Source organism: Amycolatopsis mongoliensis (genome assembly GCF_030285665.1).
In the GTDB taxonomy this organism is placed as follows: domain Bacteria; phylum Actinomycetota; class Actinomycetes; order Mycobacteriales; family Pseudonocardiaceae; genus Amycolatopsis; species Amycolatopsis mongoliensis.
Genome location: NZ_CP127295.1, coordinates 2,372,887 through 2,387,264, shown reverse-complemented (window position 1 = coordinate 2,387,264; position 14,378 = coordinate 2,372,887). Strand labels below are relative to the sequence as shown.

Here is a 14,378-nt window from a genome sequence, read left to right as displayed (position 1 = left end):
GACCACAACCGCTAGCGGTCCACCTTCACCTGTCCCACCACACCTGGGGACGCTGCGCGTGCGTCCCCAGGTTTTCGGGCAGTTCTCCACAGCTTTTCCACCGCTCCTATCAGCGCTCTGTGGATAACTCGGCACTTCTTCCACAGTTGTGAACACGCGGCGGAAACCGGCGTTTCGGACAGGTCGAAACACCGGCGCAAACGTTTGCGGAGAGGTCAGGCGCGCCCGAGGCTCGGCTCGGCCGTGGTGATCGTCACCTGGCCGAGCAGCCGTTCCAGCGCCGCTTCGACGTCTTCCTTCCAGGTGATCGCCGAGCGCAGCTCCAGGCGCAGGCGCGGCCACTTCTGGTGCGGACGGACCGTCTTGAAGCCCACGCTCTGCAGGAACGCCGCCGGCAGCACGCAGCTGTGGCCGCCGTCCGGGTCCGACTCCTCGGGACGCGCGTCGCCGAACGCCTCGATCGCACGCACGCCGCGCTTCGTCAGGTCCTTGGCGACCGCCTGGACCAGCATCCGGCCGAGGCCGCCGCCGCGGAACTCCGGGAGCACCTGGAACGCCGTCAGCAGGACTGCGTCCGCGCTCGGCGGGGACGTCGGGAAGGCCAGCGAGCGCGGGACGGCGTTCGGCGGGGCGTACAGCACGAACCCGACCGGCAGCGTGTCGCTGTAGACGATGCGGCCGCAGGACCCCCACTCGAGCAGGACGCTCGAAACCCAGGCTTCTTTCTCGACCTCGGTGGCGCCGAACTCCTCGGCCTGGTTCTTCAGGTGCGGGGCCAGCTCCCAGTAAACGCACCTGCGGCAGCTCTTCGGCAGGTGCTCCAGGTTGTCCAGTGTGACGCCCACGACGCGACGCGACACCCGCGACCTCCCTGACCTGCGCTCCCGACCGGCTGCCCGGGTCGTCAAGCCGCGCGGTGGAACAGCACGAACACGGGAGCCATGGTCGAGGATAGGCCGATGTGACAAGCACCGAAAGGCCAGGGGTCCCCGATGGGTGCCCGGTTACACTCGATGGGATCTATCCATCGAGCCCCGGGTGAATCGTCGATGACCGAGAACCGCCCCAGCAAGCCGCACAGCGGCCGCCAGAACCTCGACCCGCACCTCGAGCGGTACGCCGCGCGCACCGCCGGGATGACCGCTTCCGAGATCCGGGCGCTGTTCGCGGTGGCCAGCCGGCCCGAGGTGGTCTCGCTGGCCGGCGGCATGCCGAACCTGGCGGCGCTCCCGCTCGACACGCTGTCGGCGCAGGTGGCGGAGATCATCTCCGAGGACGGGCTCGTCGCCCTGCAGTACGGCTCGGCGCACGGCGTTCCGGTGCTGCGCGAGCAGATCTGCGAAATCATGGCCCTCGAGGGCATCAAGGCACACCCGGACGACGTCGTCGTGACCGTCGGCTCCCAGATGGGCCTGGACATGGTCACGCGCCTGTTCTGCGACCCGGGCGACGTCGTGATCGCCGAAGGCCCGTCGTACGTCGGCGCGCTGGGCTCGTTCGCCGCCTACCAGGCGCAGGTCGTGCACGTGGAGATGGACGACCACGGCCTGGTGCCGGAGCTCCTGCGCGAGGCGCTCGACCGGACGGAGAAGGCCGGCCGCCGGGTCAAGTTCCTGTACACGATCCCGAACTTCCACAACCCCGCCGGCGTCACGCTGGCCGTCGAGCGCCGCGCGGAGATCCTCGAGATCTGCCGCACCCACGGCGTCCTCGTCGTCGAAGACAACCCCTACGGGTTGCTCGGGTTCGACGGCCAGACCTACCCGGCGCTGCGCTCGACCGACCCCGACAACGTCGTGTACCTCGGCTCGTTCTCGAAGACGTTCGCCTCCGGCCTGCGGGTCGGCTGGGTGCTCGCGCCGCACGCCGTGCGCGAAAAGCTCGTCCTGGCCGCGGAGTCGGCGACGCTGTGCCCGCCGACGTTCAACCAGATGATCGTGTCGCGCTACCTGGCCACGCACGACTGGAAGGGCCAGATCAAGAAGTTCCGCGAGAACTACCGCGAGCGGCGCGACGCGATCCTGTCCGCGCTCGACCAGCACCTGCCCCCGGGGTGCTCCTGGACCAAGCCGGACGGCGGGTTCTACGTCTGGGTGACGGTGCCGGAGGGCGTCGACACGAAGGCGATGCTGCCGCGGGCGGTGACCGCACGGGTGGCGTACGCGTCCGGAACCGGCTTCTACGCCGACGGTTTCGGCAGCCGCCAGATGCGGCTGTCCTACTGCTATCCGACGCCGGAGCGGATCCGCGAGGGCGTCCGGCGGCTGGCCGCCGTGCTGGAGTCCGAAATGGACCTGGCGCGCACCTTCGGTAACGTGAGCGCGCGCCAGATCCAGGGGCCGCAGAACCCGTCCCCCGACACGGTCTGAATTTTCTTTATCCAGCTAAGGAGTTTCCACGGTGGTCGACCGTACCGTTGCCGTGCTCGCCGGCGGGCTCTCGCACGAACGCGACGTCTCGCTGAGGTCCGGGCGGCGGCTCTCCGCGGCGCTCAAGTCCGAAGGCCTCGGCATCGAGGAGTGGGACACCGACGCGGGGCTGCTGGAACGCCTGCGCACCCAGCGCCCGGACGCGGTGGTCGTCGCGCTGCACGGCGGCGAGGGTGAGAACGGCTCGGTGCAGACGGTGCTGGAGATGCTGGACGTGCCGTTCGTCGGCACCGGCTCCCAGGGCTGCCGCCGCGCGTGGGACAAGCCGACCGCGAAGGCGCTGATCGAGAACGCCGGGTTCACGACGCCGGGCTGGGTGGTGCTGCCGCACAGCACGTTCCGCGAGCTCGGCGCCCAGGCGGTGCTCGACGCGATGGTGGAGCGGCTCGGCCTGCCGCTGATCCTCAAGCCCGACCAGGGCGGCTCGGCGCTCGGCACCCAGGTGGTCCGCGAGGCCGCGGAACTGCCGGCGGCGATGGTCGGCTGCTTCGCGTACGGCGACACGGTGCTCGCCGAGCGGTTCGTGGACGGCGTCGAGGTGGCCGTGACGGTCATCGAGGGGGAGAACGGCCCCGAGGCCCTCCCCGCGGTCGAGATCGTCCCGGAGAGCGGCGTGTACGACTACACGGCCCGCTACACCGCCGGCCTGACGGACTTCTTCACCCCGGCCCGCCTCGACGACGCGGCGGAGAAGGCGGCGGCCGAACTCGCCGTCGCCGCCCACCGCGTCCTCGGGCTGCGGGACATCTCGCGGACGGACGCGATCGTCACCGCGGGCGGCACGGTGCACTTCCTCGAAGTGAACCCGTCACCGGGGCTCACGGAGACATCGACGGTGCCGATGGCCATCGAGGCGGCGGGCAAGTCGCTCGGCACGGTGTTCGCCGAACTGATCGGCCGCGCGATCTCCCGCTGAATCAGAGGTACGGACGGAAGTGGTCGGCCACCTGGTCGGCCACTTCTTCTGTTTTCCGGGACCCGTCGACCTCCAGCACCCGGACCCCGAGTTCTCGCGCCTGGGCGACGGCGTCCTGCGCGAGCAGCCGATCCCGCGCGATCCGGTTCCGCTGCGCGCGATCCGGATCGCTGACTTCGCGGGAGACCGAGCCGGCCCGCGGCAGCGTGGCCGCCTGGTGCAGCCGGAACTCTTCGCTCGGCACCATGACGATCATCCGGCGCGGCGAGTCGAGCAGCGGCACGACGAACTCCGGACGCAGACCCCACCCCTCGGCGATCAGCGGTCGCGGCGAGTCGAGGGCACGCAGATCGTCGAGCGTCCACTCGAACCGCAGTGCAAAGATCTCGCGCGCGTCAGCCGCCATCTTCTCCGGCGTGCGGCGAACCCAGTTCTTCTCCGGATCGCGCTCGACGGGGGCACCCCGGGCGAGCCGGCGATCGAAGTGGCCGCGCGCGTCGTGGTAGTCGTAGTGGTACGCCGTCAGCCCGTGCCGGACGGCGAGCAGCCGGGCGACCGTCGACTTGCCGGCCCACTGCCCACCTCCGATCCAGAGCGCGCGGCCGAGTGTTCCGGTCGGATCCCACACGCTTCCCCCCGTTGCTCAGCGTCGCGATCGCATGATCACTCAGCAATCATCACCGTGACGAAACACCCCGGGGTGATCCCTAATCGGAATTCGGTGTCTGATTCGCCCCATTCGCGTCGATGATCGCGACGATGCGTTCGAGGTCGTCGACCGAGCCGAACTCGAGTGTGATCCGGCCCTTGCGGCGGCCGAGGTCGACCTTCACCCGGGTGTCGAACCGGTCCGAGAGGCGGTTCGCGAGCTCCTGCAACCCCGGCGCCTGGATCGGCTTGCGCGCGGCGGGCTTCGGCTTGGCCGGCTTCTCGCTCTTCTTGAGCGTGACGGCTTCCTCGGTCGCCCGGACCGACATGCCTTCCGCGATGATGCGGGCGGCGAGCTCTTCCTGGCTCTCGGCGTCCTCCAGCGAGAGCAGCGCGCGGGCGTGGCCGGCGGACAGGACGCCCGCGGCCACCCGGCGCTGCACCGGCAGGGGGAGCTTGAGGAGCCGGATCGTGTTGGTGATGACCGGCCGGCTGCGGCCGATCCGGCTCGCCAGCTCCTCGTGCGTGACGGCGAACTCGTCGAGCAGCTGCTGGTACGCCGCTGCTTCTTCGAGCGGGTTCAGCTGGACGCGGTGGATGTTCTCCAGGAGCGCGTCGCGCAGCATCGACTCGTCGGCGGTCTGCCGGACGATCGCCGGGATCGCTTCGAGGTCCGCCTGCTGCGACGCGCGCAGCCGCCGCTCGCCCATGACGAGCTCGTACTCGTCGCCCCCGAGCTCGCGGACGACGATGGGCTGCATGAGCCCGAACTCGCGAATCGAATGCTCGAGTTCGGAGAGCGCGTCTTCGTCGAAGACCTGGCGCGGCTGCTTCGGGTTCGGCTTGATCGAGCTGATCGGGATCTCGCGGTAGACCGCGCCGGCGACCTCGCCCCCGTGCGTCTTCGCCTGACCGTTCGCCGCGAACCAGCCCTTGTCCTCGGCCGCCTTCTTCTCCGCCGCCGTGGCGTCGGCGGGGGCGGGCAGGGGACCGCCACCACCGGTGGGTCCGGTCGGGATGAGAGCGGCGAGGCCGCGCCCCAGCCCTCCTCTGCGCTCGGTCATGTAGAACTACCCTTCTCCAACTGTGCGCCACGCTCGGCGATCTCCTTCGCCGCGTCGACGTAGCTCATCGCACCGCGCGAACCGGGATCGTATGCGAGGACGGTCTGGCCGTACCCGGGCGCCTCGGAGACCTTCACGCTGCGGGGGATGACCGTCTTGAGGACCGTGTCGCCGAAGTGGTTCCGCACCTCGTTCGTCACCTGGTCGGCCAGCTTGGTCCGGCCGTCGTACATGGTGAGGAGGATCGTCGAGACGCGGAGCTCGCGGTTGAGGTGCTGCTGCACGAGTTCGATGTTGCTCAGCAGCTGCCCGAGCCCTTCCAGCGCGTAGTACTCGCACTGGATCGGGATGAGCACCTCCTGCGCGGCGACCATCGCGTTGACCGTCAGCAGCCCGAGCGAGGGCGGGCAGTCGATGAAGACGTAGTCGACACCGATCTCGTCGAGGATCTCCGAGGAGATGGCCTCCTTGAGCCGGGACTCGCGGGACGCCATCGAGACGAGCTCGATCTCGGCGCCGGCGAGGTCGATCGTCGCGGGGACGCAGAAGAGGTTGGGGGACTGCTCGGTCGGCTGGGCGGCGTCCGCGAGCGTCACCTCGCCGATCAGCACCTCGTAGATGGACGGGGTCCCGGACCGGTGGTCGACGTCGAGCGCGGTGCTCGCGTTGCCCTGCGGGTCGAGGTCGACGACGAGCGTCTTGAGCCCGTGGACGGCGAGCGCGGCGGCGAGGTTGACCGTGCTCGTGGTCTTGCCGACGCCGCCCTTCTGGTTGGCGACGGTCAGCACACGACGGCGGCCGGGACGCGGGAGCGTCCCTTCCTCCGGGTGCAGCAGACGCGCGGCGCGGGCGGCTTCTTCGGCGATCGGGGTCCAGCCCACGTCGGGCGTGGTCTCCGTGGAGTCGGACGGCGGGGGATTCACCGGTCTCGACACCTCCTCCATATAGACGTCTGGTCGGTGGTCGAGTCGCGTCGTTTCACGTGGAACACCGCGGCCCGTTAACGCTTCCTGCTCCGCGCCTTCGGCTTGACTGCCGTCGGGAGGCGACGGATCTTCACGACCGTGCTGGGGACCTCTAGTACTGCGGCACCGCATTCGACAATCAGTGGGTCGGCCCCGCCGGCCTTGCGAATGGCGGCACCGTCCCGCTGGATTTCGTCCGCCGCGCTGGCGCCCTTGAGGGCGACCAGGAAGCCGTCGGGACGGACGAGCGGCAGGCACCAGTCCGCAAGCCGGGCGAGCGGGGCGACCGCGCGAGCGGTGACGATGTCCGCGTCACCGAGCTGCTCACGCACAGGCCGCTCCTCCGCGCGTCCACGGACGATGGTGATCGGGAGTTCCAGCTTCTCGGCCACCTCGGCCAGCCAGTCCACCCGGCGGGCCATCGGTTCGAGCAAGACGATATCGAGGTCCGGTCGCGCGATCGCGAGCGGTACTCCCGGAAGCCCGGCACCCGACCCGACATCGACGACGCGGGCCCCTTCGGGCATCTGCTCTCCGATGACGGCCGAGTTGAGGACGTGCCGCTCCCACAGCCGCTCGACCTCCCGCGGCCCGATCAGCCCGCGCTCGACTCCGTGGCACTCCAGGAGTTCGACGTACCCAGCGGCTTGGTCCACGCGCTCACCGAACACTCGCTCCGCCGCGGCGCGCACCGCCACCGCGGCCTGATCCAAGCTCACTCCGTCTACTCCTCGTCCGCGGGTTTCACGTGAAACCGCGCTCCGTCGATTGTCCCCGATGTCGGAGCTAAAACGAGCCGACAGACCGCAGATGTGGACAACTCCACTCGGCCAGACGTGCCGAGCGGACGGTTCCACGTGAAACACCGTCGCTGCGGTCCGGTCTCGGCCGTCCCCAGCGAGCCCAGTTCCACGTGAAACATCACGGGTGTAATTCCCCGGGACGCGGCCGGGCGTTCTGCAGCCGGATGCCGCTGAAGCCGAGCGAGCTCCTCGACACCGCGTCGACGAACCCCCACAGGTTCCCCAGCACCCTCAGCTCGATCCCCGCGTCGGCGTGGAGCGCGAGCAGATCACCCACCGGTTCCGGCGGGCCGGGCGGCGAGGCCGGCTTGGTCGCCACCATCGCGTGGGCGTGCGCACCGAACGGGCGGAAGGGCGACGCGGCGAACCGGTACGCGTACAACCGCACCGATCGCATCGCCGCGAGCCAGCCGTACTCGATCGCGTGCACCCGGGCCGCACCGAGCGACGAGCGGTCCGCCTCGGTCGTCGCCGGGACCACCCAAGCCATCGCGCGCGGGCACTGCCGCGGGAACCAGTAGTCGGGTGCCCGCCCCGTGTCGACCGCCCAGACGTACGCCTCCGGCTGCTGAGCCGTCGCGGCCACGTGGGGTTCGAAGCGGGTGATCGTCGGGTCTTCCGAGAAGTGGACTACCTCGCCGGGCGCCGGGCGCATGGGAACAAAAAAGCGGCCCCACCTGACCGAGTCAAGTGGGGCCGCTTCCGGAACCGAGCTCAGGACTCCGGGAAGATCACCACGCGGCGCTTCGGGTCCTCGCCCTCGCTCTCGCTCGTGACACCTTCGACGGTCGCCACCGCGTCGTGGACCACCTTGCGCTCGAACGGGCTCATCGGCTGCAGCCGCACCCGCTCGCCGCTCTGCAGGACCGACTCCGCCGTCGAGCGGCCGAGCTCCCGCAGCTCCTCCCGGCGGTCCGCGCGCCAGCCCGCGATGTCCAGCATCAGCCGGCTGCGGGATCCGGTCTCCTGCTGGACCGCCAGGCGGGTCAGCTCCTGCAGCGCCTCGAGCACCGTGCCGCGGGGACCGACGAGCTTCTCGAGGTCTTCCCCGCCGTCGATGCTCACGATCGCGCGGCCCGCTTCGACGTCCAAGTCGATGTCGCCGTCGTAGTCGAGCAGATCGAGCAGCCGCTCGAGGTAGTCACCGGCGATGTCACCCTCCTGCACGAGGACGTCGTCGCCACTTCCCGCCTTCTGCTCACCCGCCTCGTCGGCGGCCGGCTCCGGGGTCACGTCGTCCTGATCGGTGTCGATCGTGTCGATCGTCTCCGACATCATTCGTCTCCTCTCCGAACCGGTCGCGCCTCAGCGGCGCTTCCGGCCCGACTTCCTGGTCGAGTCTTTGAGAAGGCCCGGCACGCCCGTGCCGTTGTCCTTCGAGCCGTTCTGGCCGTTGGTGTCGGCCGGGGTCTGGTCAGCCGCCTTCGCGGACTCGCTCGCGGCCGAGGCCTGCGCAGCGGAGGTCTGGGCGAAGCCGTGCGCCGAGCCGGCCTTCGTGACCTTCTTCTGCGAGCCGCCCTGCGCGGACTGGTTCTTCTTCTGCTGGACCGGCTTCTGGCCGACCTTCGGCGCGGCCGGCTTCTGCCCCGGCTTCGGGCCGAGCGACGCGCGCTTCTCGGCGGCCTCCGCCTTGCGGGCCGCCTCTTCCTTGTCGATCTTCGTGTAGACGAGGCGCTGCTGCATCAGGGTCCAGCCGTTGTTCGCCAGCCAGTAGAAGAGGAGGCCGAGCGGGAACAGCGCACCGAAGACGAGCACACCGAGCGGGAACACGTACATCGTCAGCTTGTTCATGATCGCGGTCTGCGGGGTGGCCGACGCGGCGTTCTGCCGGGCCACCGAGTGCCGCGCGGTGAGGTGCGTGGCGATGGACGCGACGATCATCAGCGGCAGCGCCACCGGCAGCACGTTCCAGTGCCAGCCCGACGCACCCGAGCCACCGATCGCGGTGACGCCGTTGTGGATCGCCTCGCCGATGTTGACGCCGAACAGCTTCGCGTTGACGTACGACTGGACGTCGTGCTGGTTGAAGAAGTAGTTCTCGGTCTTGGGGCTGCCGTCCTTCGGCTGGATCGTGAAGGCGCGCAGGACCCAGTTCAGACCGATGAACACCGGGATCTGCAGCAGCATCGGCAGGCAGCTGCCGAGCGGGTTGACCCCGTGCTCGCGCTGGAGCTTCTGCATCTCCTGCGCTTGGCGCTGCCGGTCGTTCGCGTACTTCTTCTGGACCTTCTTCATCTCCGGCGCGAAGTCCTGCATCTTCTTCATCGACCGGACCTGGTTCACGAACGGCTTGAACATGATGCCGCGGACGGTGAACGTCAGGAAGATGATGCCGAGGATCCAGGAGATCGCCGTCGCTTCACCGAAGACGAACCCGAAGACCTTGTGCCAACACCAGAGGATGAAGGACACGGGGTAGTAGATGAAATCGAGCACTGCTGCTACTCCTCGATCGGTGTTTCAGGTCTGCGGTAGCGCCACGAGAACTTCTCGGGTACCGGGTCGCGGCCGGGCGGGGTCCACGGGCCGCAGCGCAGCAGCCGGCGCAGCGCGAGGTAGGAGCCACCGGCGGCGCCATGCCGCGTCAGGGCTTCGACTGCGTACGCGCTGCAGCTCGGGTAGAACCGGCAAGCCGGCGGGAGGAAGGGCGAGATCGCCTTGCGGTAGAGCTTGATGGGGAGCAGCAGGACCCAGGCGACGGGGCCGGGCCGCGGGGACGCGGTCTCCGCAGCGCCGTCATCGAAGTGGTCGTGCGCTGAGTCGTGCTCGGGGGTGGCTCGCATGCCGGTCACACCGCTGATCCATGGTCGGGGGCCGCGTCCGCGGGACGCGTCGGGCGCGGGGCATCCCCGGCCGGACGGCGCGACGACGACAGTCCCAGCCGACGCAGTGCGGCGTCGAGATCGGCTCCGAGCTCCGCGCTGGACGCGGTCGCGGACGGCGGCAATGCCCGTACGACCAACGCACTGCCAGGGGGAAGGGTTCCGAGCCGAGCCGAAACGAGATGACGCAACCGGCGGGTGACCCGGTGGCGGACCACCGAGTTCCCGACGGCCTTGCTCACCACAAAACCCGCCCTGGCCGCCGACGAAACGTCGACGGCCCCGGACGGGTCCGTGGTCAGCGCGTGGACGACGAGGCGACGCCTGCCTGCCCTGGACCCCCGACGGAGAACCACGCGGAAGTCCTCACTCCGCCGCAGACGTGCGGCAGCCGGCAGCACGGCGCGCCCCGACGAGCCGGATCAGGCGGACAGCGCGGCGCGGCCCTTGCGACGGCGGCCCGCCAGGATGGCCCGGCCGGCGCGGGTCCGCATGCGCAGGCGGAACCCGTGGGTCTTCGCGCGGCGGCGGTTGTTCGGCTGGAAGGTGCGCTTACCCTTGCTCACTGCTTCTCCTGTGTGTCGCGTCGGACGGGAGGAAAGGTTCCCTCCGCCTGGCGTGTCGTGCGGGCGCACGGCAGTCTCTGGTGTCTCCTACCAACGTGTGGCCTCGTCACGACGAGCGACGACAACGTGGGCACGCGAATAGCACCCGTCGCATACGGGAGACCTTACGAGGGTACGCACCCCCGTCGGGCGGCCGGTAAGCACCCCCTCGGCCACGGTCCGCGACGAGCCGCGACACCGAGATCGTCGACGCCGGGGCACCGAATGGCAACACGCCGTACACCGTGAAATGCTTGCGACCCAGGATGCCTTGTGGCAGCGGGCGGGGCTTGTTAGCGTGCCTCTCTCGGGTCACCGGTCGAGGTGCACGAGTATCCGGGTGGTGGAGTGCCCACCGGCGTACGACGAGCCCGCAGGTGGCGTCGCCGCGGGTCGCCGTACATTAGTGCACAGCTGTGGACAACTATGTGGATATTCGCTGTGCCGATGCACACGCGGGTCCGCGCAGGTGCGCCGGACCGTGTGACCAGGGGCGTCGGCCGTCCACGCCGACGAGGGGAGGGGAGCCGAACAGGTGTCGGAGCACCAGCACAATCTGGGCGTCATCTGGGAACAGGTGGTACGCGAACTGTCCGACGGGACCCTGTCCCCCCAGCAGCGCGCCTGGATGCGCGTGACCCGCCCGATCGGCCTGCTCGACGGCACCGCGCTCTTGGCGGCCCCCAGCGACTTCGCGAAGGAAGCGATCGAACGCGGGCTCCGCGGCGCGATCACCGACGCGCTCTCCCGGCGGCTCGGCCGCGCCATCTCGCTCGCGGTGAAGGTCGACAGCACCGAAACGGTCGCCCCCGTCGCCGCCCCCCACTACGTGCCGTCACCCGGCCGAGTGGAAAACGGTGCCGGCCCGGAGCCGGCGCCCGTCCCGCGGCCGGGGCCTGGTCCGATGCTGCCGCCGCCGCGTCCCGAGCCCACGCCGCCGCTGCCCCCGCACCAGTCCGTCGCGCCGAAGCCCGACGACGGTGACGACACGGACGAAGAGGTCGACGAAGAGGGCGAAGCGCTCGCCGCCGTCCACGAGATCTGGCCGACGTTCTCCGGCCAGCCGATCGCCGGCCAGCCCTACACCGCGCCGGCGCAGCCGCAGACGTCGAAGACGAAGCTGAACGAGAAGTACACCTTCGACACTTTCGTCATCGGTGCGTCCAACCGCTTCGCGCACGCGGCCGCGGTCGCCGTCGCCGAAGCGCCGGCCCGCGCGTACAACCCGCTCTTCATCTGGGGTGAGTCCGGGCTCGGCAAGACGCACCTGCTGCACGCGGTCGGCCACTACGCGCAACGGCTCTTCCCGGGCATGCGCGTCCGGTACGTCTCGACCGAAGAGTTCACGAACGACTTCATCAACTCGCTGCGAGACGACCGCAAGGTCGCGTTCCAGCGGCGCTACCGCGACATAGACATCCTCCTCGTCGACGACATCCAGTTCCTGGAGGGCAAGGAAGGTACGCAGGAAGAGTTCTTCCACACCTTCAACACCCTCCACAACGCGAACAAGCAGATCGTCGTCAGCTCCGACCGGCCGCCCAAGCGCCTCGAGACGCTGGAGGACCGGCTGCGGACGCGGTTCGAGTGGGGCCTGATCACCGACATCCAGCCGCCCGAGCTCGAGACGCGCATCGCGATCCTCCGCAAGAAGGCGGCGCAGGACAGGCTGGCGGTGCCGGGCGACGTCCTGGAGTTCATCGCCTCGCGCGTCGAGGCGAACATCCGGGAGCTCGAGGGCGCGCTCATCCGCGTCACCGCGTTCGCGTCGCTGAACCAGCAGCCGGTGGACGCCGGCCTGGCGGAGATCGTGCTGCGGGACCTCATCCCCGACTCGCACGCCCCGGAGATCACCGCGCCGACCATCATGGGCGTCATCTCCGAGTTCTTCGACGTGACGCTCGACGACCTGTGCGGCCCCGGCAAGACGAAGGCGCTCGCCACCGCCCGCCAGATCGCGATGTACCTCTGCCGCGAGCTCACCGACATGTCGCTCCCGAAGATCGGGCAGACGTTCGGCGGCCGCGACCACACGACGGTCATGCACGCGGACAAGAAGATCCGCAAGGAGATGGCCGAGCGCCGGCGGATCTACGACCAGGTGCAGGAGCTGACGTCGCGCATCAAGCAGCGCGCCCGCCAGTAGCACATCCCTTATCCCGCAACGACTTCGGGGCGTCCACGCGCTGTGGACGCCCTTTGTCGTCTTTGGACTGTCCGAAGCGCACGAAGCACGCGAAGCAGCGAAGCCGCGTACACGCGCTTCGCAAACTCGCGAAAATTGTTTGTACACAAGGAAGTTTCCCCATGGTGTGGGCGGATTGCCCACAGCGCCAACGGATCTCCCATCAGCGACGACCCGGAATCCGTCCACACCCCGCCCACAGGTGATCCACAGTGAATCCACACCCTTGTCCACGCTGATTCCACAGGTTGCCCACATTGTGTGCACAGGACGGGGCAGTCACTCGGAAGAGGGGTTCGGACCCCTCCGCGCACCCCCAGACCCTGGGTACAGATCGCCCCACACCTGGGGACAACCGTGGGGACAACTGGGGACAGCTGTGGACGAATCGGGGGTCGCCCGAATCCATCCACGGACGGCCCGATCTGCCCACAGGACTGCCACCACGGTTCTCCACACGCCCGCGACCGCTCCGACCTGCACGAACGAGCTCAATCCACACAATCCACAACGCTTACTACTGCTACTGCCTTTAGATCTCTTCTAAGAGAGAAAAAGATAAAAACAGGCGGAGGACGAAGTTGGGGACAGCCGCGAGAACGTGTCGTCATGTCGACAAACCGAAGGGCAGCCCGAGGTGACGCGGGCCGCCGCGACGGCCTAACGTGGACGCCTGCACCTGGTCCGTGCTCCGGCCGCTCGAGCGGAGGGCGGACCGGCCGGAGGGGGCAGCCGGTCACTGCCCTGCCAGAGCGAGGCCTGGCCCGAGCCGCAGGGGCTCGGTCGTCGAAAGGATGCGCGCATGAAGATCCGCGTCGAGCGTGACGGGCTCGCCGACGCCGTCGCGTGGGTGGCGAGAAGCCTCCCCTCCCGGCCTCCCGTGCCGGTGCTGGGCGGTGTGCTCCTCGACGCCGGTTCCGACGGCGACACCGACGCCCTGACCGTCTCGGGCTTCGACTACGAGGTTTCCGCCACGGTCGGCGTCCCGGCGACGATCGCCGACGGCGGCCGCTTGCTGGTCTCCGGGCGCCTGCTCGCCGACATCACCAAGGCGCTGCCCGCGCAGCCGGTCGAGATCTCCGTCGACGGCGCGCGCGCCACCATCACGTGCGGCAGCGCGCGGTTCTCCCTGCCGACCATGCCGGTCGAGGACTACCCGCAGCTGCCGTCCCAGCCCGCCTTCGCGGGCGAGCTCGCCGGCGACGCGTTCGGCCAGGCCGTCACCCAGGTCGTCGTCGCCGCGGGCAAGGACGACACCCTGCCGATGCTCACCGGCATGCGGCTCGAGATCTCCGGCAGCTCGCTGACCCTCGTCGCGACCGACCGGTTCCGGCTCGCCATGCGCGAGTTCACCTGGCAGCCGGCCGAGGGCCTGGCCGACGCCGCGGTGCTCGTCCCGGCGCGCACCCTCGCCGAAGCCGCCAAGACGCTCGGCGCGAGCGGCGCCACGATCCGCCTCGCGCTCGCCAGTGGCGAAGGCCTGCTCGGCCTGTCCGGTTCCGGGCGCTACACGACGACCCGCCTGCTCGACGCGGAGTTCCCGCCGTACCGCCAGTTGCTGCCCGCGTCGCACACCTCACGCGCGGTCATCGACGTGTCCGCTCTCACCGAGAGCATCAAGCGCGTTTCACTGGTGGCGGAGCGGGGGACTCAGGTACGACTGGAGTTCGGGGACAACACGCTGCGGTTGTCCGCGGGCGGCGACGACGAGGGAAGCGCCGAAGAAGAGCTTCAGGTCGAGTACGAAGGCGAGCCGGTGACCATCGCGTTCAACCCGGGTTACCTCGTCGACGGCCTCGGCGCGCTCCACAGCGACCGGGCGGAGCTGACGTTCACGACGCCGAACCGGCCCGCGCTGATCAAGCCCGCCGACCCCGAGGGCAACGTCGTCCCCGGCTACCTCTACCTCCTGATGCCGGTCCGCCTCCCGGGCTGACCCGC

The 14,378-nt window shown here is 69.5% G+C and carries 15 protein-coding genes; 4 read left to right on the top strand and 11 right to left on the bottom strand.

The annotated features are described in order from the left end of the window. Nucleotides 1-215: 215 nt before the first annotated feature. Nucleotides 216-860, bottom strand: coding sequence for a GNAT family N-acetyltransferase (locus QRX60_RS11595; RefSeq protein ID WP_284743442.1), 645 nt, complete (start codon nt 858-860; stop codon nt 216-218). 189 nt (nt 861-1,049) lie between these two features. On the opposite strand from QRX60_RS11595, the gene QRX60_RS11590 reads away from it, so the two are divergent. Together QRX60_RS11590 and QRX60_RS11585 are read left to right on the top strand one after the other, a co-directional pair. Further along, entirely contained in the window at nt 1,050-2,369 is a 1,320-nt protein-coding gene (locus tag QRX60_RS11590) for an aminotransferase-like domain-containing protein (protein ID WP_286000774.1), read from the top strand. 31 nt (nt 2,370-2,400) lie between these two features. Next, complete coding sequence (locus tag QRX60_RS11585) at nt 2,401-3,345, top strand: D-alanine--D-alanine ligase family protein (protein WP_286000773.1); 945 nt, start codon at nt 2,401-2,403, stop codon at nt 3,343-3,345. A gap of 1 nt (nt 3,346) precedes the next feature. Here the strand turns inward: QRX60_RS11585 and QRX60_RS11580 are convergent, their stop codons facing one another. The 10 genes from QRX60_RS11580 to rpmH all read right to left on the bottom strand — a co-directional run bounded on the left by QRX60_RS11580 (nt 3,347) and on the right by rpmH (nt 10,213). Then, nucleotides 3,347-3,973, bottom strand: coding sequence for a hypothetical protein (locus QRX60_RS11580; RefSeq protein ID WP_286000772.1), 627 nt, complete (start codon nt 3,971-3,973; stop codon nt 3,347-3,349). Nucleotides 3,974-4,052: 79 nt separating this feature from the next. After that, the gene (locus QRX60_RS11575; protein ID WP_286000771.1) at nt 4,053-5,057 is read right to left on the bottom strand and encodes a ParB/RepB/Spo0J family partition protein; all 1,005 of its coding nucleotides are present in this window, start codon (nt 5,055-5,057) and stop codon (nt 4,053-4,055) included. Further along, complete coding sequence (locus QRX60_RS11570) at nt 5,054-5,980, bottom strand: ParA family protein (protein WP_408630225.1); 927 nt, start codon at nt 5,978-5,980, stop codon at nt 5,054-5,056. Before QRX60_RS11570 ends, QRX60_RS11575 begins: the two co-directional genes overlap by 4 nt. A gap of 77 nt (nt 5,981-6,057) precedes the next feature. Continuing rightward, nucleotides 6,058-6,741 carry a 16S rRNA (guanine(527)-N(7))-methyltransferase RsmG gene (gene rsmG, locus QRX60_RS11565; RefSeq protein WP_286000769.1) on the bottom strand — a complete coding sequence of 228 codons (684 nt, stop codon included), beginning with the start codon at nt 6,739-6,741 and terminating at the stop codon, nt 6,058-6,060. Between the two features lie 202 nt (nt 6,742-6,943). Beyond that, nucleotides 6,944-7,480 (bottom strand): DUF6886 family protein, encoded by a 537-nt coding sequence (locus QRX60_RS11560; protein WP_286000768.1) that lies wholly within the window; start codon nt 7,478-7,480, stop codon nt 6,944-6,946. 59 nt (nt 7,481-7,539) lie between these two features. Continuing rightward, on the bottom strand, nt 7,540-8,100 hold the full coding sequence (locus QRX60_RS11555; protein WP_286003561.1) for a Jag family protein: 561 nt from the start codon (nt 8,098-8,100) through the stop codon (nt 7,540-7,542). 30 nt (nt 8,101-8,130) lie between these two features. Continuing rightward, nucleotides 8,131-9,261, bottom strand: a complete 1,131-nt coding sequence (gene yidC / locus QRX60_RS11550) for a membrane protein insertase YidC (RefSeq protein ID WP_286000767.1) — start codon at nt 9,259-9,261, stop codon at nt 8,131-8,133. 5 nt (nt 9,262-9,266) lie between these two features. Further along, nucleotides 9,267-9,608 (bottom strand): membrane protein insertion efficiency factor YidD, encoded by a 342-nt coding sequence (yidD, locus tag QRX60_RS11545; protein ID WP_286000766.1) that lies wholly within the window; start codon nt 9,606-9,608, stop codon nt 9,267-9,269. A 5-nt stretch (nt 9,609-9,613) separates the two neighbouring features. Beyond that, complete coding sequence (gene rnpA, locus QRX60_RS11540; RefSeq protein ID WP_286000765.1) at nt 9,614-10,048, bottom strand: ribonuclease P protein component; 435 nt, start codon at nt 10,046-10,048, stop codon at nt 9,614-9,616. A 21-nt stretch (nt 10,049-10,069) separates the two neighbouring features. Beyond that, nucleotides 10,070-10,213, bottom strand: a complete 144-nt coding sequence (gene rpmH, locus QRX60_RS11535; protein ID WP_003082934.1) for a 50S ribosomal protein L34 — start codon at nt 10,211-10,213, stop codon at nt 10,070-10,072. Between the two features lie 574 nt (nt 10,214-10,787). Here rpmH and dnaA point away from each other — a divergent pair. Together dnaA and dnaN are read left to right on the top strand one after the other, a co-directional pair. Next, nucleotides 10,788-12,398, top strand: coding sequence for a chromosomal replication initiator protein DnaA (dnaA, locus tag QRX60_RS11530; RefSeq protein ID WP_286000764.1), 1,611 nt, complete (start codon nt 10,788-10,790; stop codon nt 12,396-12,398). Nucleotides 12,399-13,239: 841 nt separating this feature from the next. After that, nucleotides 13,240-14,373, top strand: a complete 1,134-nt coding sequence (gene dnaN, locus QRX60_RS11525; protein WP_286000763.1) for a DNA polymerase III subunit beta — start codon at nt 13,240-13,242, stop codon at nt 14,371-14,373. The last annotated feature ends 5 nt before the right edge of the window (nt 14,374-14,378 follow it).